The organism is Wolbachia endosymbiont (group A) of Andrena fulva, assembly GCF_964026815.1.
Classification (GTDB): domain Bacteria; phylum Pseudomonadota; class Alphaproteobacteria; order Rickettsiales; family Anaplasmataceae; genus Wolbachia; species Wolbachia pipientis.
The window spans coordinates 1,272,638-1,296,482 of record NZ_OZ034701.1; the positions used below are offsets into that span (position 1 = coordinate 1,272,638).

Annotated in this window: 18 protein-coding genes, 1 other RNA gene and 3 pseudogenes; 9 read left to right on the forward strand and 13 right to left on the reverse strand. The window is 34.5% G+C overall.

What is annotated here, in order from left to right:
- The first annotated feature begins 246 nt into the window (after window positions 1-246).
- Complete coding sequence (locus tag AAGD84_RS06450; protein ID WP_006280099.1) at window positions 247-1,017, forward strand: response regulator transcription factor; 771 nt, start codon at window positions 247-249, stop codon at window positions 1,015-1,017.
- A 51-nt stretch (window positions 1,018-1,068) separates the two neighbouring features.
- Here the strand turns inward: AAGD84_RS06450 and rnpB are convergent.
- The 3 genes and pseudogenes from rnpB to AAGD84_RS06465 all read right to left on the reverse strand — a co-directional run bounded on the left by rnpB (window position 1,069) and on the right by AAGD84_RS06465 (window position 4,477).
- Window positions 1,069-1,418: RNase P RNA component class A (rnpB, locus tag AAGD84_RS06455), an RNA gene on the reverse strand.
- Window positions 1,419-1,575: 157 nt separating this feature from the next.
- A complete protein-coding gene (locus tag AAGD84_RS06460) occupies window positions 1,576-3,603 on the reverse strand; it encodes a hypothetical protein (protein ID WP_341817964.1) in 2,028 nt (675 codons plus the stop codon).
- 15 nt (window positions 3,604-3,618) lie between these two features.
- Window positions 3,619-4,477 (reverse strand): annotated as a pseudogene (locus AAGD84_RS06465) (IS630 family transposase).
- A 376-nt stretch (window positions 4,478-4,853) separates the two neighbouring features.
- Between AAGD84_RS06465 and nuoE the strand changes: the two are divergent.
- The 6 genes and pseudogenes from nuoE to AAGD84_RS06495 all read left to right on the forward strand — a co-directional run bounded on the left by nuoE (window position 4,854) and on the right by AAGD84_RS06495 (window position 9,279).
- The gene (gene nuoE / locus AAGD84_RS06470) at window positions 4,854-5,354 is read left to right on the forward strand and encodes an NADH-quinone oxidoreductase subunit NuoE (RefSeq protein WP_010962799.1); all 501 of its coding nucleotides are present in this window, start codon (window positions 4,854-4,856) and stop codon (window positions 5,352-5,354) included.
- Window positions 5,355-6,299 (forward strand): annotated as a pseudogene (gene tgt, locus AAGD84_RS06475) (tRNA guanosine(34) transglycosylase Tgt); the annotation flags it as partial.
- Between the two features lie 63 nt (window positions 6,300-6,362).
- Window positions 6,363-7,222 (forward strand): IS630 family transposase gene (locus AAGD84_RS06480; protein WP_341817957.1). Its coding sequence is split into 2 segments (ribosomal slippage): window positions 6,363-6,687 and window positions 6,687-7,222, totalling 861 coding nucleotides; the frame shifts between segments, so codons are not numbered across the junction.
- Between the two features lie 29 nt (window positions 7,223-7,251).
- Window positions 7,252-7,518: pseudogene (locus AAGD84_RS06485) on the forward strand (tRNA-guanine transglycosylase); the annotation flags it as partial.
- Between the two features lie 73 nt (window positions 7,519-7,591).
- Window positions 7,592-8,917, forward strand: a complete 1,326-nt coding sequence (locus AAGD84_RS06490; RefSeq protein ID WP_341817859.1) for an IS4 family transposase — start codon at window positions 7,592-7,594, stop codon at window positions 8,915-8,917.
- Window positions 8,918-9,141: 224 nt separating this feature from the next.
- Window positions 9,142-9,279, forward strand: coding sequence for a hypothetical protein (locus tag AAGD84_RS06495; protein ID WP_156518007.1), 138 nt, complete (start codon window positions 9,142-9,144; stop codon window positions 9,277-9,279).
- Between the two features lie 227 nt (window positions 9,280-9,506).
- On the opposite strand, the gene ffh is transcribed toward AAGD84_RS06495, so the two are convergent.
- The 7 genes from ffh to rseP all read right to left on the reverse strand — a co-directional run bounded on the left by ffh (window position 9,507) and on the right by rseP (window position 20,098).
- Complete coding sequence (gene ffh / locus AAGD84_RS06500; protein WP_095742798.1) at window positions 9,507-10,850, reverse strand: signal recognition particle protein; 1,344 nt, start codon at window positions 10,848-10,850, stop codon at window positions 9,507-9,509.
- Window positions 10,835-12,394, reverse strand: coding sequence for a proton-conducting transporter membrane subunit (locus tag AAGD84_RS06505; RefSeq protein WP_264723470.1), 1,560 nt, complete (start codon window positions 12,392-12,394; stop codon window positions 10,835-10,837). The genes ffh and AAGD84_RS06505 overlap by 16 nt, the downstream gene beginning before the upstream one ends.
- A 303-nt stretch (window positions 12,395-12,697) precedes the next feature.
- Window positions 12,698-15,601: an FAD-dependent oxidoreductase gene (locus AAGD84_RS06510; RefSeq protein ID WP_341817965.1), complete on the reverse strand. Its 2,904-nt coding sequence runs from the start codon at window positions 15,599-15,601 to the stop codon at window positions 12,698-12,700.
- A 45-nt stretch (window positions 15,602-15,646) separates the two neighbouring features.
- Window positions 15,647-16,078: a 3-hydroxyacyl-ACP dehydratase FabZ gene (gene fabZ, locus AAGD84_RS06515; RefSeq protein WP_006279640.1), complete on the reverse strand. Its 432-nt coding sequence runs from the start codon at window positions 16,076-16,078 to the stop codon at window positions 15,647-15,649.
- A 4-nt stretch (window positions 16,079-16,082) separates the two neighbouring features.
- Window positions 16,083-16,634 carry an OmpH family outer membrane protein gene (locus AAGD84_RS06520; protein WP_341817966.1) on the reverse strand — a complete coding sequence of 184 codons (552 nt, stop codon included), beginning with the start codon at window positions 16,632-16,634 and terminating at the stop codon, window positions 16,083-16,085.
- A complete protein-coding gene (bamA, locus tag AAGD84_RS06525) occupies window positions 16,635-18,971 on the reverse strand; it encodes an outer membrane protein assembly factor BamA (protein ID WP_341817967.1) in 2,337 nt (778 codons plus the stop codon).
- Between the two features lie 8 nt (window positions 18,972-18,979).
- Window positions 18,980-20,098, reverse strand: coding sequence for an RIP metalloprotease RseP (gene rseP, locus AAGD84_RS06530; protein WP_341817968.1), 1,119 nt, complete (start codon window positions 20,096-20,098; stop codon window positions 18,980-18,982).
- A gap of 99 nt (window positions 20,099-20,197) precedes the next feature.
- On the opposite strand from rseP, the gene AAGD84_RS06535 reads away from it, so the two are divergent.
- Complete coding sequence (locus tag AAGD84_RS06535; protein WP_006279484.1) at window positions 20,198-20,476, forward strand: succinate dehydrogenase assembly factor 2; 279 nt, start codon at window positions 20,198-20,200, stop codon at window positions 20,474-20,476.
- Here the strand turns inward: AAGD84_RS06535 and AAGD84_RS06540 are convergent.
- From AAGD84_RS06540 to AAGD84_RS06550, 3 genes are all read right to left on the reverse strand, one after another.
- On the reverse strand, window positions 20,451-20,777 hold the full coding sequence (locus AAGD84_RS06540; RefSeq protein WP_341817969.1) for a cell division protein ZapA: 327 nt from the start codon (window positions 20,775-20,777) through the stop codon (window positions 20,451-20,453). The genes AAGD84_RS06535 and AAGD84_RS06540 overlap by 26 nt on opposite strands.
- Before the next feature lie 72 nt (window positions 20,778-20,849).
- Window positions 20,850-21,128, reverse strand: a complete 279-nt coding sequence (locus AAGD84_RS06545) for an HU family DNA-binding protein (RefSeq protein ID WP_010963035.1) — start codon at window positions 21,126-21,128, stop codon at window positions 20,850-20,852.
- 29 nt (window positions 21,129-21,157) lie between these two features.
- Entirely contained in the window at window positions 21,158-22,810 is a 1,653-nt protein-coding gene (locus AAGD84_RS06550) for a 30S ribosomal protein S1 (protein ID WP_012673366.1), read from the reverse strand.
- A 139-nt stretch (window positions 22,811-22,949) separates the two neighbouring features.
- Between AAGD84_RS06550 and trmB the strand changes: the two genes are divergently transcribed.
- Window positions 22,950-23,615, forward strand: coding sequence for a tRNA (guanosine(46)-N7)-methyltransferase TrmB (gene trmB / locus AAGD84_RS06555; RefSeq protein WP_012673367.1), 666 nt, complete (start codon window positions 22,950-22,952; stop codon window positions 23,613-23,615).
- The last annotated feature ends 230 nt before the right edge of the window (window positions 23,616-23,845 follow it).

The following is a 23,845-nucleotide window of genomic DNA, read 5'->3' on the forward strand; positions in this document are numbered from 1 at the left end:
AGTTAAATATTTATTAACCGAAGTATTCTTTTAATAATAGTAACTTTAATTCAATATTTACTAAAAATATTATTACTATCATGGTATGTCTATTATATTTTAGATCTATTTATATAACTTTGGAACAATATATTTACTATTAATTAATAAGTGTAATTTTGATCATTTGTTAATAAAAATTTGATTTATTACTTTCCTTAGTTATATATATTACTAAAATTATAAATTATTTATGGGGTGTAAAATATGCGTATATTATTAATTGAAGATGATCAAGTAAGTGCAAAGACTGTGGTTAACGCCTTAACTTCTGATGGACATTTCTGTGACGTTGTTACTTCTGCACAAGATTATAACAATAATATGGTTTCCTCAAACGGAGATTACTATGACCTAGTTATTTTAGATATACACTTGCCTGGTGATATTGACGGATATGATATATTGCTAAGACTAAGAAGTGCAAAAATCAAAGTTCCTGTCTTAATACTTTCATGTATATCCGCTGTCAATCACAAAGCTAAAGGACTCGGGTATGGTGCCGATGATTACTTAACCAAACCATTTCATAAAAGTGAGTTATTAGCTCGAATTAAGGCCATAGTGCGTCGTACTAAAGGCCATCCTGAATCGGTGATAAAGATTGGTAATATAAATATCAATTTTGATCACAGGATTGTTGAGGTGAAAGGTAAAACGGTTCACCTTACTAATAAAGAGTATTCTATGATAGAATTGCTAGCACTGCGTAAAGGAACAGTATTAACAAAAGAAATGTTCTTAAATCATCTTTACAATGGCTTAGATGAACCTTCAGATAACAAGATAGTTGATGTTTTTATGTGCAAATTACGTAAGAAACTTGAAAGTGCAAATGATGGAAAAAGCCACATAGAAACCGTTTGGGGCAGAGGCTATGTTCTGAAAGAGTATATTGATGATGATGAATATTCTAATGTTAATGTAGGCGAAAGTAGTGATGGCTATCAAGCAGAACAAGTGAAGGACAACGCATGAAATGCCTACACATTTAAATATAGCATGGCTTATATCGCACGTATCATGTGAACGCCTAGGTGAAATATAAGCCGAGTTCTGTTTATGTAGCTATTTATCTGGAGTAAATGTTACCATTTACCGCATGCGATTTACCCGAGTAGATATGAGGAAAACATAAAATCTACTTCTATTTAATCTTGCTCCTAGTGTTGGTTACTCGACTACCAGTGTTGCCATTGCCATGGTGTGCTCTTACCACACCTTTTCACCCTTACCTAAAAATATTTTAGGCGGTAATTTTCTGTAGCCCTATAACTGGAGTTACCTCCGGCGGGCATTACCCGTCACTATTTTTCCTTGGAGCCCGGACTTTCCTCTGCTATGTTTATCACACAACAGCAGCTACTTATTTCACCTAGGAATTATACTTTAACATGAAAATCACAAAAGCAAAAGACAATTTCCTAACAGTCTACATATTAAAAACATTTAGACAAATAGCTAAAGGTGATATTCCGGCACATCATCACTATCCCAAGATAAGCTTTTTTCACTTTTAGACTCCGCTTCAGTTAGTCAAGAGCCTGGTCCACCGCTTGAAGACGATGAGCTACTTCTTGATCGACTACTACTTTCTACTGATATACTATTTAGCACTGTTTCAGATTGATATATAGTTCGCATTCTGTTACCAGTGGTAAAAATTTCTTCATCGCTACTTGAAGATGATAGCCTTCTATAACCCAAATCAGTTAGTTCTAATACAGGAGCAGCATTACGACCCTTAACATATCTATATGCTATGAATCCTATAATTCCAACAATACCTATTGCTCCAACCAAAGATCCCCCTATCATTCCTGCCTTATTAGACCCTATAGCAAGTTGAGTAGGTTGTGGTGAAGAAGTAGACTGAGGAAGTAAAGTCGTGGTGAATATAGGAGTTGTTGACTCTTTTGTTCTAGTACTTGGTATACTAAATACTGTTTGTGTAGTTTTCTCTGAGCTTGTTGTTGGCGCAGTTGGTTCCACTGTTACTGTGCTTGTTTGAGTCGTTGACTCTGTTGAAGGTTTATTCGTTGTAGAAGTAGGTGCAACGGCTTCTGTTGTTGGCTTCACTGTTACTGTACTTGTTTGAGTCGTTGACTCTGTTGAAGGTTTACTCATCGTAGAAGTCGACGCACCAGTCGCTGCTGTAGGTTTTACAGTACTTGTCTCAGTCCCTGAAGTTACTATCGGCACACTAGTTGACGTTGTAGCAACCGTGGTCGCTTGTGAAGTAGTAGTTGTTTTTGCTACTGTCGTTGACTCCGTTGAAGGTTTACTTATTGTAGAAGTAGGTGCAACGGCTTCCGTTGTCAATTTAGTAGTCTTCACAGCGTCGGTTTCTGCTGTGCTAGTAATTGCAGCAGTCGGCGTTTTCTTAGAAGTCACAACCGTTTCTGCAACAGTTATAGGAGCCACGGTACTACTAGAAATAATATCTGGCGTTAATCGACCGTTAATGATATTAACAAAATCACTGAGAGTTTTGATGCTATTTGCCGGTATTATTGTTGCTTCAGAAGATTTTCCAGAGCCGTTTTGATTAAAAGTTACAATATTTTCTCCACTTACCGCAGTTACGATAAAACCACCCTGACCGTTGCCTTTAATATATAATTGCTCTATAGGATCTGTAAATTGATAGATAGGAAAATCTGACACTGATCCATTTTTAAGTAGAGTTGCTATATGTAACCTCTGCTCATTAGCTGATTGGTCATTTTCAAGAAAAGCAACTAGATCATTTCCTTCCGTTTGTTCAACATACTGCAAAAAGCTTATTTCATGTTCTCTAGAAAGAGATAGTGCTTTATTATCTATTTGACCTTTTCGATTACCAAGTAAAAAGCCATTAACTCCATCCTTCAGACCCTGAATCACTTTAGCCATATCAAATTTAAAAATACGTGTTTTTCTCACCTCTTGATTTTCCTTAGTAATCCTTTTGCTCACTTGCGAATAAAGCATCGTGTTTCCATTTAATGCCAATTGCCCCTGATTATCAAAATTGAACAATTTTCTTTCTGTAACACCTTTTTCTCCAGTCAATACCTTAAATTTTCCGCTCTCGCTTGACTTTAAGTACCAAGAAACTAAAGTTTGATCCTTTAAGTTATGGGCGATTACAATTACGTCACCATTACCAACTTTCACTGCTCTTGGTTGAAAGTAACTATTGCCCACATTTGCAAGACTATTATTATCAATATTCTTTTGTAATTTTCTTTTATCTAAATGTTCAACTGAAGGAGTATTAACTGATTGTTTAATTCCGTAAGTGTTAAAAGATAAGCCTTTAACGCATTTTTCTCCTTCTTCGCTAATTCCTTCTTCAGGAAAGATAACTCCAACTTTATCTATTTCAGCTGAATCTTCTATTAATGTGAGAGATAATTGATCTTTGAATTCATTTGCTACGCTGATATTTGTACCACATTCGTATGTTTTTGATTGATATAATGGACTAATAAGTAATTTTACTTTACTGCTCCCATTACCATTATCTTGATAGCTGAGTCCGTAAGCAACTCCATTCCCCTCAATTATAGCATTTCTCATAATAGTCCGAACAGGTCATAGGAAGGCAGAATCAACAGCACGACGAAAGGATTCGAATAGAGGAATTTTTTCCTGGCTCTGTTTTTTATAGCAAACCAATGATGCTCAATTTTGTTGAAATCTGGAGAATAAGGCGGCAGATACAAAATTTCTGCACCAACCCCTTTAGCAAGCTCGATAATCTTATCAGACTTATGAAAAGTAGCATTGTCAAGAATGACAGTCTGTCCAGGTTCCAAGATCGGTGTCAAAAATTGCTCAAACCATCCATTAAAAACATCCATATTACAGTGGCCTTCAAAGGTTAACGGAACAACTATCTTTCTTCCACTTAAGGCTGCAACCATACTGATTCGTTGAGTTTTCTTTCCAGATTTTAAGGCATAAAACCGCTGTCCTTTCTGGCAATATCCGTAGGGGTAGTCTTCGGTGTTATCAATGCCAGACTCATCTATATACACTAAGTTTTTAGGTTCTTTTGTCGCTATAATTTTCAAAAATTCAGCACGTTTTTCTTCGTTTCTTTCCTTGTATCCATATGTCTTTTTTTGCGCGTAAATCCAATTTTTTTAAGGGCTCGATAGATCGTTTGGATACTAACGTTGTTCCAAAGTTTAGCCATTTCCGATAGAGTCTTTCCTCCGTGTTCTCTGGCAAATTTGGCAAAGGTATCCCAGTCGGTAATTTTGTGATTGTAACCCCCATTTCCAAGTTTTTTTGATTGAAAGTCTCCTGTTTCTTTTCTTCTTTGCTGCCACTCCCATAAAGTAGTTCGTCCAATCTTAAATCTTGCTGCCACTGTTTCTCTGCTTTCTCCTTCGTCTAGCGCTTCCATTGCTTTTTTTCTTAAATCATAACTATATGCTGCTGGCATTCAACCTCCTTATCATCATCTACCCTTATCCTATCACATCCGGACTTTTATGGAAAGAGCTATAATTCTACGTTTGTTGGATTAAAACCTATCGCTTCTTTAATTTCCGGTGTATTTGAGTTGATCCCGAGCAATCTTCTTAATATAGACATAATTTTATTTAAAATATTAATAAAATGCTATTATGATTACTCCTGTGTGTTAATGTCAATGAAAATTTTAACTAAAATTAAAAAATTAATATAATATTTTATACTAAAAGGTAAATATAAGCTTGAAGAGGGCTAAGAAGCTTTATGCTATTTCTCAAAAAACCAACAATTGCAATCATTGGTTCTACAGGTATAATCTGTTAAAGTTTACACGAGTCTCATGAATGATAGAAAAAGAAGAGCAGTTTAGTTTTACATCAGAAAACCTCAAGAAAGCGGGAAAGTTTATAGAGATGTATCCCAAAGGTAGAGAAGGTAGTGCTGTTATGCCTTTACTATATCTGGTTCAAGAGCAATGCGGATGGGTTTCTGAATCTGCTATGCGTTATGTTGCTGATATGCTGCATATTCCACATATTCGTGTATATGAAGTGGCAAATTTTTACACCATGTATAATTTAAAACCAGTAGGCAAATATCTAATACAAATTTGTAGAACAACTCCTTGCTGGTTGTGCAATAGTGAAGAAGTTTTAAATACCTTTAAAAAAAAACTTGGAATCAATATCGGTGAGACTACTAAAGATAATTTGTTCACTTTAAAAGAAGTTGAATGCCTAGGTGCATGCGTTAATGCTCCCGTTGTGCAGATCAATAATGACTTCTATGAAAATCTTACTCCTGAGAAAGTAGAAAACATCATAACAGAACTTTCAGGCAAATAGATGAAAGAAGAATTTTCATTCAAGAGAATCAAGCAATCAGGTTCTGCAAGAGTTGGAACAATTAAAACTCCAAATGGAAGCGTAGAAACCCCCGCTTTTATATTCTGCGCAACAAAAGCTGCAATTAAAGCTGCAGATATTGAAAGAATAAGTGAAGCTGGTACCCAAATCATACTTTCCAATACCTATCACCTAATGCTTCAACCAGGAGAGAATACTGTTGCAAAACTTGGTGGTTTGCGCAAGATGATAGGATGGAATGGGCCAATGCTAACTGACTCAGGTGGATATCAGATATTTAGCTTAGGCCACGGATCAGTTTCGGAAGAGATAAAAGGAATAAGAAAAAAACAAAAAACTTTGATCAAAATTAATGAGGATGGGGCAATTTTTCGTTCTTACATTAATGGTAAAATTTATTGCTTAACTCCTGAAAAATCTGTACAAATTCAACAGAAATTAGGTGCAGATTTAATCCTAGTTTTAGATGAATGCACTCCATTTCACGTAAGCAAAGAATACACAGCAAAATCAATGCTCATGAGCCACAGATGGGCTGAACGTTCTTTAAATGAATTTGAAAAAAACAATAATGGCAAGCAGGCACTGTATGGAATTAGTCAAGGCGGAGTGTATCAAGATTTACGTAGAGAAAGTTGTGATTTTATCAACGATTTGCCATTTTTTGGTCAAGCAATAGGTGGATCACTTGGTCAAAGTAAAGAGCAGATGCATGATGTAGTTTCTTTCACTATGGACCACCTGAAAAAAGACAGGCCTACTCATTTGCTTGGTATTGGTGGAATTGTGGACATCTTTCGCGGAGTAGAGCTTGGAATTGACACGTTTGATTGCGTGCATCCAACCCGCTTAGCAAGGCATGGTGGCGCACTTGTTAAAGTAAAAAACAGAAATTCTATTTCTTCAAAGTGCAAAGAGCATATTATAGCTCTTTCCATAAAAGTCTGGATGTGATAGGATAAGGGTAGATGATGATAAGGAGGTTGAATGCCAGCAGCATATAGTTATGATTTAAGAAAAAAAGCAATGGAAGCGCTAGACGAAGGAGAAAGCAGAGAAACAGTGGCAGCAAGATTTAAGATTGGACGAACTACTTTATGGGAGTGGCAGCAAAGAAGAAAAGAAACAGGAGACTTTCAATCAAAAAAACTTGGAAATGGGGGTTACAATCACAAAATTACCGACTGGGATACCTTTGCCAAATTTGCCAGAGAACACGGAGGAAAGACTCTATCGGAAATGGCTAAACTTTGGAACAACATTAGTATCCAAACGATCTATCGAGCCCTTAAAAAAATTGGATTTACGCGCAAAAAAAGACATATGGATACAAGGAAAGAAACGAAGAAAAACGTGCTGAATTTTTGAAAATTATAGCGACAAAAGAACCTAAAAACTTAGTGTATATAGATGAGTCTGGCATTGATAACACCGAAGACTACCCCTACGGATATTGCCAGAAAGGACAGCGGTTTTATGCCTTAAAATCTGGAAAGAAAACTCAACGAATCAGTATGGTTGCAGCCTTAAGTGGAAGAAAGATAGTTGTTCCGTTAACCTTTGAAGGCCACTGTAATATGGATGTTTTTAATGGATGGTTTGAGCAATTTTTGACACCGATCTTGGAACCTGGACAGACTGTCATTCTTGACAATGCTACTTTTCATAAGTCTGATAAGATTATCGAGCTTGCTAAAGGGGTTGGTGCAGAAATTTTGTATCTGCCGCCTTATTCTCCAGATTTCAACAAAATTGAGCATCATTGGTTTGCTATAAAAAACAGAGCCAGGAAAAACATTCCTCTATTCGAATCCTTTCGTCGTGCTGTTGATTCTGCCTTCCTATGACCTGTTCGGACTATTATGAGAAATGCTATAATTTGCGGAATCAACGATTTGAGCTGGACAACAACCCAATTGAAAGTGACTGTTTATGTTTTACCTGCAGAAAACATTCAAGAGCTTATATACACCATTTACTGAAAGCTAAAGAGCTCCTGGCTTACACGCTCGTTACCATTCATAATATTTTCTTTATGAATAAGTTAATGGCATCAATAAGGCAGGCTATATTAGATGATAGGCTAGATCGGGAGAAAAATAATTGGATTAGTGAGATACCACTACCATACGCGTCAAGTTAAGGAAATAAAGGTATGAAAGAGATAGAATAATAAGGTATAAGTTCTCCCAGATATACTTTTAGTGAGAGAACCAATGAATAAAATAACTTGCTTATCAAAAAAGCTCAAAGAATTTTTTAATGAAAAAGCAGAGAAAATCTCAATTACAACAAGGTTTATAAAAAGAAAGAGAAAGCTAAAAGGTTCATCATTCGTAAAAGCCATGGTCTTGGGTAATATAGGAGTTGATAATTGTAGCGTAGAAACAATGTGTCAATTACTAAACGAGGACTCGATAGATATAACAAAACAAGGTTTGGATTTTAGATTTACTGAAGAAGCAGTGGAATTTATGAAAAGGATGTATAATGAATCTGTGGTTCTCTTTAAAAATATCTTGCAAGTTGATTGCAAAATCTTACAGCAATTTAATAGTGTTAAATTATTGGACAGTAGCTATATTACTCTACCTAACAGTATGGAAGAGATGTATAAAGGTTATGGTACTAGCTACAGTGGCTATGAAAGCAATACTAAGTCTGGAATAAAGTTACAATTAGTTTTCGATTACATGAATCAGATAATAGACCAACTTAATTTAACGGAGGGAATAAGATCAGACCAGGGATATAGGAAACATTTAAGTAATATATCAAGCAATGATTTGCTAATATCTGATCTCGGTTATTTTGTGCCAAGTTCTTTTAAACAAATCAATGAAATAGGAGCTTATTTCATAAGTCGTTATAAATCCGATACCAACGTATATGATGTAGAAACAAATCAAAAAATGGAGTTATTAGAATGTTTAGAGGATAAGTTATTTTTAGAAAACGAGGTATTGTTAGGAAAAGAAGCAAAAATTAGAGTAAGAATTATATGTCAGAAACTAACTGAAGAACAGTCTATAGCCAGAAGAAGGAAAGCTAATAGATTAGCAAGATCGCAGGGATATACATCCTCTAAAAGAAATCAAAAATTGTTGAACTGGTCAATATTTATAACTAATGTTCCAGAAAATAAAATTAGTGCTGAGCAAGTATTAACGATTTACAGAGTAAGGTGGCAAATTGAGTTATTATTTAAATTGTATAAAAGCCATATCAGACTTGATAAGCTAAAAGGAAAGCCATGCAGAGTATTATGTGAACTATATGCTAAATTGTGCGCAATTCTTATATTTCACGGCATAGTTGGTTGCACAGAAGTGAAAAAGAATACAGAACTTAGCTTAACAAAGGCATTTATTGAGCTAAAAAGACGGGTTAGAGAGTTATTTTTAGTATTAACCAAGATTAATAGTTTAAAAGTATTTCTTAAAAAACTCACTATAACTTGGTCGCGATTTTCATTAAAAGACAAACGTAGAAGGGCTAGAGTATCCACTTTAACCTCTCTAAATTTGCTCACAATCTCTTAACTTGACGCGTATGGCTGTCATTCCAGTCTGGAATCCAAAAAAAAGGATGATGTCATCCCAGTGCCCTGACTACTTGGATCCAGTTTTCTTTACAAATTCACAAAAAGTGCTTCATTCTATAACGCAAAACCCATACTCACCAAACCCAATGCATTACTTGCAATTAAGTTTCCTGGATCCAAGTAGTCAAGCTACTCGGATGACACCCTTTTGGATGGAGACCAGTGTCAGCTACTTGCATGACACCATTCTTTTTCCTGGATCCAAGTAGTCAAGCTACTCGGATGACACCTCTGGGCGCTGGGATGACAGGAGAAGGAGGCTACTTGCATGACACCATTCTTTTTTCTGGATCCAAGTAGTCAAGCTACTCGGATGACACCCCACTGGTGGCCCACACTACAATGTTCGTACAGTTATGAAATGAATCGCGGTATGACGTGTTGCTTGGGTCAGCTATAGTATTTCTTAAAATTAATAATAAATTTCTTGGCTAGCAAGAAGCTGTAAATTTTTTTGCGAGACCTAAGCCGCTTTTGATATAGCTAAAGGTTTACTGATGATTTGTCTCATTCCACTACCTGCTGACTTACTTTCTGCTTAGCATATCCATCAAATCAGATTCTTTGAGTTTACTATGGTCAACTTTACTGAACTTATTTACCATAGAGCTCATTTGATTATACTGCTTAATTAGAAGATTAATGTCAGTTACAGTTGTTCCGGACCCCTTAGAAATTCTAAGTCTTCTTTTGCCATTTAAAATATCTGGATTTTGCCTTTCTTTTTCAGTCATTGAGTTTATGATGGCTATATATTTTTTCACTTTATTGTCATCTGGCACACTGCTACTTAGCTTTTTTGTAAATGAACTAGGAATGAATTTCATTATGTTGCTAATGCCATCCATTTTACTCAGAGTTTTTAACATTCCCACTAGGTCGTTTAGGTCGAATTTACCTTTTTTCACTTTCTTTTGTAACTTATCAATTTCTTCCTGACCAACAATCTCAGCAGCTTTTTCAACCAATGATACAACATCACCCATGCTAAGTATCCTTTTTGCAATTCTATCGGGATAAAAATCATCGAGGTCGCTTAATTTTTCACCACAAGCAATAAATTTAATTGGACAATCGGCGATCATTTTCATAGAAAGAGCAGCACCACCACGTGCATCACCATCAACACGGGTGAGAATAATGCCGGTTACACCTATTACCTCATTGAATGATTTGGCAATGTTGACCGCATCCTGGCCTATCATTGCGTCGGCTACTAAAATAACTTCTGCAGGTGAAGCTATTTCCTTTACGGCTTTCAACTCATTCATCATATTATTGTCAATATGAAGCCTGCCTGCAGTGTCTAGTATTAATACATCATAATTATCGTTCTTTGCTATTGCTATTGCCCTTTTTGTAATTGTAATGGGCTTCTCATCTATTACTACAGGTAAAGTTTGCACATCTATTTGTTTACCTAGCACTTCAAGTTGTTTCTGGGCAGCAGGCCTATAAATGTCTAAAGAGGCAAGCATCACTTTTTTCTTTTGCTTTTTTAGTTTTAAAGCAAGCTTTCCTGAGGTAGTTGTTTTACCTGCACCTTGTAAGCCCACCATCATAATCACAGCAGGGGGTTTAACTGCTAGATTTAAGTCACTTTTCTCTGATCCGAGAACTGCAACTAAATTATCCTGTACAATTTTAATTATCATTTGTGCTGGAGAAACACTTTTTATGACTTTTTCCCCAATCACTTTATCTTTAATGTCGTTGATGAATTTTTTTGCAACTTCAAGTGAAACGTCAGCTTCAATTAAGGCTATGCGTATTTCACGCATGGCAAGATTAAAATCATCTTCAGAAATGATTGACTTTCCTCTCAGTTTACTAAATACAGAATTTAAACTTTCAGTTAACGATTTAAACATAATAGCATTAGTAGAATACTCATTAAAAAGAGAGAAGAAGCTGAAACAAAACTCACTGAGTTATAACTCAGCACTTCTTTAAGTTTAGTAATATTATTAAAGTATAAACCAACAAGTGGATTAGTCAAGTTTTGCACTACGCTGGCAAACATTTCTCTAGTTTTAGAGACTAACTGATTGAACAACAAGACAATATAGGGTATGAAAGCTCTAAAAATCCAATCAACATCCATTTTAAAATTTACTCTCGGGTAAAATAACTTGCGTAAAGGAATAAACAATAAAGTGGTACATAGTAACAAATTAAATTGCGACAAAATATTTTTTGTGTTGTACACAAAATCGAAAATCGAAGGTTTATTGTAAATAGGTAAGTAAGGATTGCCAGCGATTACGCATATAAATGCTAAAATAATCATAGTCATTTTGCCTCCTCTCTCTGCTAAAGGTTTTGACTTACTTTTTGCAATAAATAAGTAATAAAGAAACTTTAGCCCCACGCTTAAATGAAGCAGCAAATTTAGAAGCTTATATAAATTTTTATACCCTTTTAAGGCAACAGTGTTCATTTCAATTTCAGCTGTGATATATGATTTACTGATAAATCCAACGGTTCCAGGAAATGCAGCCATTGTAAGTATTGCGATTATAGCACACATGCCTTCCACTGACATCAGTTTACCCACTCCATTAAAACTAATTGTTTTTGTTTGTGAAATAATCGAATTACTGACCACAAACAATAATGATTGATAAACAAGAGAGAAGATTATATGCAGTATCAAAATTGGTATTGCTTTTTCCGAAGGACTGAGCAAACTTCCTGCAATAATCAGCAAGCCCATTTGTCCTACAACGTTATAGCATAAAAATCTGCGAATATTTTGCTCAAGAGAAGCAAATATAATGCTGTAAATTGCAGTGATGGCGCCTACAAGCGCTAATATTTCAGTACAATCTTGCCATAGGTTATAAGTGTGTAAAAGCATCACTAAAAAAGAGACTTTAGTGGTAAATAAAGAGAGATATGTGGTGCCATGTAGCGATGCAGCAGGATATGCATCAACAACCCAAAATGAAAAAGGAAAACAAGCGCAGTTTATCAATAAACCCAAAATTATCAGGTTAGTGCTTTGAAGTGCCAATCCTGCTATTAATATAACTCCAACGAAAAAGTGTACACAAGCGTACCTTATTGCAGGTCCACTATCTCTACAGCTAGCTGCGATAATAAAAAATGCACTGATGGTCATTAATTCACAGAATATTATAACCAATATCATATGTTCAGATAAAACTGCATAAAGTGAACTAATAGTGTAAGCAGCAAAAGATAGCATCTCTGAAAAAGTCAAATTTTGTGCTGGTAGAACAGCTAAAAATGCAACTGATAAAAAAGATATTAGTATGGTACGAAAAGATAAATCAAAATCTAGAATTGGGAGAGACCAATTTACTGCAATGCTCAAATTTTCAGGTAATTTTAGGACTATAACTATTAATACAGTCAGTAGAAGTAACAGTGACGATTTATAAAGTTGCACAATAATTAAAACCAATATGGTTTATGCTATCTCAATATATGAATAAAATCAATTTGCATATTAACCACTAATTAAACTAATTATCATATAATTATATCAGAGTTTAGAGGGTTATAGAGAAACCGGTCAGATTAGGTTTTTAATCTAATCTGACCGATAGCTTTAATAGTGAGGTAAGCTTTAATATAGCACTCCTAATTCATAACGCTACACTCGTGCATAATTTATTTTTAATTTGTGCACGAGCGTTAGTAAATTATTTACTTTTTGAAATAAAATTTGGCATCACTTTAATATTGAGACTTAGTAAACCTCAGTAGGTCTGCCAGTTGGGCCCATAAGAATTATTTGCTCGCCTTCTCTTAAGTGTCTGCATAAATTAGTGGAGCCGCCGATTTCCAGCACAATAGTGGAAATAATTCCTTTTTTTTTGTCTACTTCAGTGCCGGTTACGGCTATACCTTCCATAGCAAGGTTTGTATTATTGGCTTTTCTGCCATTGGTTTCAAAATTTTGCAATCTAAAGAATTGCCCAGGCTTAAAATTCTTTGCCGCAAGTGGTGCTTTGATCACTATTTCCACAACTTTGTCTGTTAAATATTGAACTTTTATAACCTTTGCAGTGAATTGCTCTTTGATTCTATTAAATAATTCTTTATTAGCCAGGTCTTCAACACTTGACCACGCATTTTTTTTCTGGCCCACAACATCACACACTGGAATGACAGAAACGAAGCTATTAACTCCACTCAAAAGCTGAGAAATAATAGGGTAGCCGTTCTTAGCACTTGCCATAGCTTTCACGACGCTGCCACTATACGAAGGGTGAAGATCACCAAAAAAGCTGATTGTTTTATTGCCTTGCTTATACACTAATATTCTATCTTTATTTTGCATTTTAGGAGAAAATATTGGGTCTATTTCTTTTCCTGATGAATTCAAATGAGTAAAATACCCATTACTTAATTTAAAATGCTTTTTATCTTCTGTTGCAATAACTGTATTTGGCTCAGTACCTGCTGCTATAAAAATAGAACGTGCTTTTATACGTTTGATTTCGCCGGATTTTGTGTCTATCAGTTTTATTAATTCAGCATGGTTATATTTATCCGTCACAACTTCAACTGGCTCTAAGTTTTCAATAAAGTAAATCCCTTCTGATAATGCGTTTTGCACCTCTTCGCTATTTAATCGATAACTTGGTGAATCTTTTAGCTCTTTTCTATATATAACTTTCACTCCCCCGAGGCTCTGCATTAACTCTAATATTTTTATTTCTCTATTCTCTTTTTTTGCTAACTCTTGCTCTGCTTGGATCAACTTTGCGTGCGATATGAGCTCATTTGCAATTTTGTGTTCTTCTTCTGTCCAATCTTTTTCAACACAGTCCTTTCCATACTTATCAACTAATATCTCATAACGAAGAAGAAATTTTTCTACTTGAATTGGATAATACGCTAAAGCTTCAGTGGCAGTGTCAATCGCAGTAAGCCCCGCACCTATGACAACTATCGGCATACGAACTTGCAGATTTGCTATAGAATCAAATTTAAGAGCGCCAGTCAGTTGTAACGACATCAGAAAATCAGATGCCATGCGTACTCCACGAGCTAGTATGTTTTTTATTTTAATCATTCGTGGCTTACCAGAGCCAAGTGCTAGGGCGATGTGATCAAAACCCAAGTTGAACGCGTCATCAGCATTAATCGTGCCGCCAAAACGAATGCCTCCATAAAGTACGAAATTCTCACGTCTTTCCAGCAGTAATCTAATAATCTTTAAGTAATTCTTATCCCACCGAGAAGTAATACCATATTCTGCCACCCCACCAAACCCTCCTGCCATGCGTTCACTCAATTTTTCGTGTTTGAAATCTTTAATTAGCTGGAAATTATCGATCAAAGGTTCAATCTTTAGTCCATCAATGGCGATAACGTTATGCCCATCGTTCAACAAATGATGAGCTAAATTAAAACCAGCAGGACCAAGGCCTACAACTAGAACGTTTTTTCCAGTGTTTCCTCTTGGCAATGAACGCTGAAAATTTAAAGGATTCCAACGGCTGAGCAGAGAATATATTTCAAATCCGTACGGTAAACTGAGCACATCATCCAGAATCCTTGTTTCAATTGCTGGCACATTTACGGGTTCTTGTTTTTGATATATGCACGAATTCATGCAGTCATTGCATATTCTGTGTCCAGTGGCTGCGCATAATGGGTTATCTATCATCACAATTGCAAGACTTGCTATGCTGTACCCTTCGCTTTTCACCAGATTCATTTCTGATATTTTCTGCTCTAGTGGGCAGCCGTGCAGTTCAACTTTTAGTGGAGATTGTTTAAAAGTATTGTCGTTATTAATTAGCCCCTTTGAGCAGCTGTCCTTACTTTGCTTATGACAAAATATGCAGTAGTGAGCATTATCTAGTGCTTTATTCAAACTCACCTTTTTGCTTGTTAGATCAAAACCGTATCGTCTTTTTACTTCATTTGAATACAGCACTTCAACTTTGTCCACTTCTTTTTTAGAAAATGGTATGAGGTTTTCGTGGTCAATTTTTTTATGTATGCTAAATAATATGCTCTGTTTATTTTTTACTCTCCACACTGCATATTGTGCCGCAAGTTCTATTTCCTCTTTGTGATTTTCTTTATCTTCAAACCAATGCATCACCTGCTCAGCGAAATTTTTTTCTGTTGTTGGCAAAGTGAGAAAATGACTTAGTTTGTTAGTAATATCTATATTCGCCACATTAGTGTATTTCTTCAATGCATAGCGTTGGACAAATAACCTTTTGCATTTATATATTACAGCAAAGTCGTTGTGCTTTTTCTTTAGCTCTTCTATTTCTTTTTCAATGTTGAAAAGTTTTGCAATAAATTCATCAAGTAAGTACGAAAGGTCTATAATGAGCTGGCTATCTGTCATCCAAGTAGCTGACCGTCCTTCTTGTTTTCTAGATCCCAGTGTCAAGCACTGGGATGACGGGGGGTGACACTGGGATGACGGGGGGTGACACTGGGATGATGGGAGGTGACACTGGGATGACATCGAAGAAGAAGCTGCTTTTTCTCTTGCTTCAATTAATGAACAAAACAAGCTCTCATCACATGATTTAATATAATTCAAAAATGTCTCATCTAATTTTGTTAATCCATTGCGAGTATATAGATTCGAAAATGAGATTTTGAAATTCAGCTTCATTGCTATACTATAAAGTGTACATGCTGTTTCTTACAGATGAAGATTTTATTTATTTTGCAGTACTGCTGAGATTGTTGCTTCTGCAACTTTTTCTTCGCTAACAGATGCAATACACCTAAATTTGTGTACACCTAAACACACACTTTGAATGTTAGCTTGAAGAATCAATGTGTCCCCTGGAGTAACTGGCTTTCTGAATTTTGCATTTTCAATGGATCTCAAGTAAACAACTTTATTTTCTATTGTTTCTTTACCTAGAACACATATAGCAGATGCCTGAGCTAGAGATTCAATTATCAAGACTCCTGGCATTATTGGATGACCAGGGAAGTGGCCAATAAAAAATGGCTCATTGAAAGTCACATTTTTGATTGCTTTTATACTTTTACCAGGATCACACTCTATAACTCTATCTACTAAGAGAAACGGATAAGAATGTGGTAATATTTTTATAATATCACTGATATTAAATTGCATAAGCCTACTCAATGCCTTTCAAAGCAAATTCAGGTATTTTCTTGTTTATATTGTTTAATACCACATCTGATAAATCAACTTCATCCATGGAGTATAAAACTTGGTTCTTTTTTGAAATAAATAGTACCAAATCTATGTTGTTTTTTTCTGCCGTTTTTTTAGCGACTTCTTTTATCTTGTTAAAAACACTCTCTACTGCGTCTCTATAGCTTTCTTCTAAATGTAACATTTTTTTAGCGTAATTATCTCTAGTATTTACAGTGTGCTTATTAAACTGTTCTGTCTTTTCTTTTTTTGCTTCTTCTGACAAAAGTTCAAATTCTTCTTTTGATGGCTTAAGTTTTTCTAACTCACTTTCAAATTCTTGTTGTAATCTAGAATTCTGCTCCTTTATTTGTTGTTGTATATTTTGCAGAGCAAGAGATTCATTGATGACTTTGTCACTATCGATAATTGTAGCTTTTGTGTTCTGAGGTTGATATCCTACAAACTTATACCCCACAAATAAGGAAATAATTAAGGCAATAACTGATATAAATAACTGTATATATTTCATTCAAATCCCCGCTTCAATAGAAAATTTAACATTTGGTGATGGTATTATATCATAAGATTCCTTTACTAAAGGAAACCCGAAATCCAATCTAAGTCTACCAAAAGGAGAAAGCATTGAAAAGCCAAAACCTGGTGACACTCTCACAAGCTTGCTATCATAGTATTTCCCTTCATACTTCTTATTTTTATCATCTAAGCCAAAAAGTGTCGCATAGTCAACAAATAGTGAGCCTTTGATACCAGCATAGTCATATAGTTTTGGTAGAGGAAAATCCACTTGCTGTGTTAGATTAAAATAAGTTTTGCCTCCTAATGAGCTTTTATTTTTGTCTTCTGCTCTTGGTCCAATACCGGAAAGGTCAAACCCTCTAATCTCATTACCCCCTTTAAAAAAGTGCTGGCCAATGTTTAGGTTTTCATCAGTATAAGAAAAAATATGACCTGCCGCCATCTTAAAGCGTAGCGTTATATCATCGTCAATTTTGCTTAATATAGGGTGCGTATAAAAAGATAAGAATTCAGATTTTAGGAAATTCACGTTTCCTCCCAATCCTGAAATATCCTGACTTAAGCGCAGTAAATACCCTTCTTTTGGAGCATATAGATTATCCAGTTTATTATATGCCAACGTGTATCCCACTGATGAAATCTGATGTTTACCTTTTCGGTCCAGTATTATTTCAGAGATATCGGTGTCTTGTCCACCCTTATTATCCATGTGTATATGATTATACTTATAAGAATAGCGAAGGGAATTAGTTAAGTTCTCTGTGACTTTATATGATAACTTTGTAAAAAATCCCATATCGCAACTATCAAAAGTAGTGTTTGGTTTATCTTGTTTTTCATAAAATACACCCATGCCTAGTGACGTATCAGAATCGTTAAAATTATTTTCAACAAACTCTAAATCAGTAGAAAATACGTATTGACTTTTTTCAAGAGCAAAAGAGAGCTCTTTTCCAGTACCAAATAAATTACGGTCTTTGAGGTCAATTTTAATCAATGCTCCACCAGGAAGAGACACACCTCCTCCCAAATACAACGAAGTAGTGTTTTTTTCTTTAACACTTAAGTCAAGATTTACTGCATTATCATTAACTGCATAACTATTTACTTTCACTGTTTCAAAAAAATCACTACTCATTAGTTTTTTACGTGACTTTTGAATCTCAGATATATTGTACGCATCACCTTCTGCTACACTTAGCTTACTTCTGATCACTTTATCTAAAGTGCGATCGTTACCATCAATTGTAATTTGATTTATATAAATCTTTTTACCCGGCAGCACTCTGTAGGTTACATCTACAACGTTGTCACGTTGTGCATACTCTGGATTAACTTTTGCAAATATATATCCTTTTTCATTTAAATATTTGTTTATTTTTTCTACTGTATTATTAATTTTAACTCTATTAAATATCTTATCGTTTTCCTCTGTTATAAAATCCAATATTTCTTCTTTTAGGCTCAAATCCTGAATTTCAGTTTCAATATTAACCTCATTATTTCCAAACAAATACTGCTGTCCTTCGTCAATCAAAAAAGTTAACTCTGTTTGATTGTTATTATCAACCTCAACAATTGGTTGAATATTATTTTGAATATATCCCTTAGACGAATAAAAACGATCGAGCAATTCTGTGTTAATCAATAGATATTGCGGTGAATAATGATTTTCGCCTTTAAAAATGGCTCTAAATAACTTACTAAATATGTCATTACTATGTCTTTTAATAACTTGCTCTAGCTCATTTTCAGAAAAGTTTTTATTGCCTATAAATCTTATATCCTTAATTTTAGAGGTTTTGCCTTCTTTTATTTTGAAAATTAGATTGACCCTATTACTATCGAGCTTCTCCAACTCATATTCAATTTTAACGCCAACCTTACCGTTATTTCTATAAGTAGTGATTAAATTCATTAAATCGTTTTGCAATTTTGTTTCAGTTAAAATAGTTAGCGACTTTGATTGAATCACATTATTTAGCAGCTCTTTGCTGTTAAATAACTTATTGCCTTTTAACACTACCTTGTTAATCAGTGGATTTTCTTGAATTTTTATTACTAAATTTTTTTTATCATCTATGTAAGCATTAACACTAGCAAATAACTTTGTTTTATATAGATCTTTTATAATTGAGTCTATATCATCGTCGTTTATATAATCACCAGATTTTAGTTTTATATAGAACCCTATTGTCTGGTTGCTTACCCTCTCATTACCAATACATTTGACATCTTTCACCTGCACTTTTTCCGCAGTTCCTAAAGCAACAAGCAGGGCAGGAAAAGAAATAAAAACCACTACCAGTATATAAAATAGCTTTTTCATATTTTATTTCAAAAAAGATCCCTGATATCATTTGACATTCCAGTTGCCATAAGCAAAAACAACACTAAAGCACCAAAAATAGCTGCATATTTTTGACATTTCAAGCTTAAATCCCTACGTATAACCGCTTCTACGATATAGTGAAATAAATGCCCACCATCTAGCAGTGGTATTGGCAGCAAGTTAATTGCAGCTAAATTAGCTGAAATGATTGCCATAAAATATAGAACCATAATAAATCCCTTTTTAGCTGATTGTCCTGAATATTTTGCGATTTTTATTGGTCCACCTATTTCATTGATACTCCTTTTACCAACAATAATGTGAAAGAGAGCTTTGATCGTTAAGCACATAGTGTGGTAAGTTTCACTTACTGATAAGCTCACAGCCCCAAGAAAAGACGACTGCTTTAATGTATTGACTGAAATAATCCCTATAGTTTCTCTTTCTATTGTGTTGCCAAAAACGTCTTTGTCCTTGATTATTAATGGAGTTAAACTGGTCCTGTGCTTCTCATTATTTCTGCTATACTCAATCTCCATTCTTGTTTTAGGATTCGACATTATCACACGTGAAATATCTTCAAAGTATTTTATTTTATGCTCATTGATTTGTGTAATAGTGTCACCTGGCAACAAACCAGCTTGCTTAGCTGCACTACCTTCGATTACATTTTCAATCACCGGTGGAGTGCGATAATAACCTGCTATGCTAAAAAATATTGTAAAAGCTATAACAGCAAATACCATGTTTGCAAAAGGCCCTGCAAAAACTACTGCTGCTTTTTTATGACGCGGTTTTGTATGAAATGAATACAATTTTTCTTCTTCCGTTAATTCTTGTTGATCAGCTGGGACACTCGCTGCATTAGTATCTCCTAGCATTTTAACATAACCACCCAATGGAACAGCGCTTAATTTCCATCTAGTTCCAGACTTATCGTTAAAACCAAAAATTTCAGGACCAAAACCTATGGAAAAAGATTCAACTTTAACTTTGCATGCTTTGGCAACAACATAATGCCCATATTCATGCACGAATACTATGACAGAAATTATTAAAGAAAATGATAAAAAATAATATATTCCATCGCTAAATTGATGGATAAGATTAGAAATTAATTCCACCTGTATATTTAGATCTTAACAAAATGTTAAGTATATTAAAATGCGCCTCGCTTGACAAGTATTTAGTTTAACTTTTAAATTAAAAAAAGTTTAATTGTAATGACAGATACCTCACTACTCAGAAGAAAATTAATATATAGAAGCTGGCATAGGGGTTGCAAAGAAACCGATATACTTTTAGGGCATTTCGCATTGAAATATCTTGATAAATTTTCCTTAAGCGAACTAATCGAATACGAAAAAATAGTTGATCTTGATGATTACGAATTATATTGTTACATAACTCGTAAGACAAACCTCCCTCCTGGCTTGAATAGTCAGATAGTCAATTTAATTGCTTGCTTTATTGAAGCTAATCCTTTATGCACTCAAGATTAGTGATAATCTTATTTACCTTATCTAGTACCTCAGTATATTCTATTCTTCTCTCGTTTCTATACTTTTCGCGCTCTTGATTTACTTCATCTAATCGCTTTGTTAATTCTAAAATTTTATCCTCAAGAATTAGTGCTGCAAGTAAGAAATTTAATGCATCCGACCCCTTACCTCCAATTTTTTGAGATACAGAACCAACTAGCTTGTCAAAACTATTAGCAAGGCGTAATAAATGGCTCTTCTTCCCACTTTCGCAAGATATTTTGTATGTGTTATTACGTATAACTATTTCTACTACTTGCATATGGTGCTAAAAATTTCTATCGTACAGTATAAACTCAAACCCCTACTTTCATCTTATTTATGGTATAAATTTTTATTCATTTATCAAATCAGATAATTTTTTACTGCTACGAAAATATGTTTTAAAGTATTGATTCTTTGTAAACTTCTGTAACATTAAATGGCTTGTTTCTTTCAAGTTATAACTTCTAACTGAAAAAGAACCAAACCCCCTAATTTCAACTCTATTATGATGTTTCAATGTGCTTGAAAGTATCCCAAAAAATCTATCAACTATAGCTGCTATAACAATCTTATCTAAAAAAGGATGTCTTTTTGCTACCCTCGCTATTATATCAGACTTTGTTGCCATTTATATGAAGCCAAAATAAGTAAACCTTATCACTTAGCAGATAATGCTATGTTATATTCTTCAACACCCAATACTTCAACTTCTATTTTTTCTGATATAGAGAATTTTTTATTCTCTGGTAAATGCTCTTGATCTATTAGAAGGGTTACATCGTTCTCAACTTCAACGACTAGTCCATTATCTTCTCTCTTACCTACAATAACCTGTATTTTATCACCTACCTTAACTTTCTTTATCAGTTCTTCAAGAGGATCATACTCTATTTGTTTTATTCCAAGATAAATTCTTGCCCGATTCACGTTAGCCCTTATTACTTTTGCTTCTATTTTATCACCTACATTATACTTCTTTATCTCATCTGAACCATTTTTAGACCAACTAAAATCTTTCACATATATTGTCCCTTCTACGTTCTCATCTATTTCAGAATCACCGAAAGCAACAGATACATATGAGCCGGTATTATTCTTCACTTCACCAGAAACAATAGAACCAGGAGGATATTTATTGATAAATACTTGCCAAGGGTTGTCTACACACCTTTTCATGCTTAAACTCATCCTACTCTTAGCAATGTCAATACTGAGAATTTTTACATATACTTCTTGTCCCCTTGTTACGAGACTACTAACTGGTAAATTACTCTTAACCCAAGTTATTTCTGACGAGTGCACTAAACCTTCAATTCCAGGTCTAAGCTCAACAAATAATCCATAATCTTCTATGCTTGTTACATAACCCTTATGCACACTATCAACTGGATATTTTGACTCTGCATCTTGCCAAGGGCTATCTTCTAGCTGCTTCACACCCAAGGAAATTTTAGCATTTTCCTTATCTATTTTTATAATTTTAACTTTTATAGTCTGACCACAAGTAAAAACTGCAGACGGATGACTTACCCTACTCCAAGAGATATCTGTAATATGTAACAATCCATCTATAACTCCCACTACATCTGATTCATGAATACCGACAAATACACCGTAATGAGTGATACTTTTTATTTTCCCTTCTATTATATCGCCTTCATTTAAAGATTCTAAAAATTTAATTTTTTCACCAGCGTGCAATTTTTCTAACACCAGCTTTCTTGATACTACAATATTGCCCTGCTTCTTATCCATTTTAAGCACGATGAACTTTTGTTCAGTTTCAATAAGGTGCTTCGCATCTTTTACTTGCTTCAAATCCACATGACTCAGCGGTAAAAAAGCGCTTATTCCGTCACCAAGATCAACAATAAAGCCACATTTAATTGAGCGTTTAATAACTCCGCTTACTTCAGCCCTTGTAACTGTATCTTCTTCCAACTTATTCCATTTTTCGTCCCTAATTGCTTTTTCACGACTAAGAACAACATTACCATGATAATCTTCAATTCTTTCCACATAAACTCTGATTTTCGAGCCAATAATGACCTCATCATTACAACCGAGTTCCTTGATCAGAATTCTCCCGTCAGATTTTAAACCAATATCAACCACAACGTCGTTAGGGTTTATTCTTGTAATTACACCTTCTACCACATCTCCTTCTTTAATTTTGTTAACAAAAGAATCTTCAAACAAGGTATTATCTTGATCCTCAAATTGGCCTTGACATATCTCTTCTATAAATTTGTTTGATGATAGCTTTCTGATAGTAACCGGTAGATTTACGACTGGATTATTATTATTCATACCTTTAACTTAAACTTTATTAGAACTCATATATTATATAATATTAACAATTATTGACAAGTAATTTTTCATTAACTCATTTCGAGAATTGTTTAAGCTATATAAAATATAGTGAGAAAATTATATATGTATCAAGAATATGCTATTTAAGAATAGCAAGTGGATTAGATCGTTCTCCAGAAGGTCCAGGCTAAAACCTGATGTTGATGAAATATTGGAAAAATATTCTATTCAAAACAGCAAGGAATCTATAGAGAAAATTGTAAATTCACAAAAAAGAATATGGGTAGAAATAGGCTTTGGCAACGGTGAAAATATGCTTTACCAGGTGCTCAATGAACCTGATCTATTATTTATAGGATGTGAGCCCTACTTAAAGGGGGTTTCTCGCTTGCTAACAAACATAGAAATACAGAACATAAAAAATATTTTAATGTGGACAGAAGATGCAAGAGAATTGATTGCAAATTTTCCTGATAACAGTGTTGAAAGATTCTTTATTCTCTTTCCAGATCCATGGCCAAAAAGAAGTCACAATAAAAGACGATTAATTAATACGGAATTTTTAAATTTATTAGCAAAAAAAATACTTATAACAGGGGAAATATTCATTGCAACCGATCATCAGGACTATGCAGAGTGGATAGCATCACATATAAAGCAGTGTAACTCTTTAATCTATAGGGAAGACGATTTCACAAGTTATACTCTTACAAAATACCACAGAAGAGCGCTCAAAGATCAGCGTAAAGTGAGGTTCTTTAAAGTAAGTGTTATTAATAATTTGCAGACTATGGATCAATAGAGTTTTTGCATATCTCTTTTACGTTAACTATAGATTAAAAATAATAAAAAAAGAGGGAGAAATAGAGTAAATTCCTTTAACTACTTCTCCTTATGAAGGAATAGACTTCTTGCATAACCCAAACTAAGTAGAAAAAAGGTATCATCCAAGTAGCCCCTTTCTCGTCATGCCGCCGCGGCGCTAACACGTAGCGGGACGATGAGGCTTATCGTCATGCCACCGCGAACCGT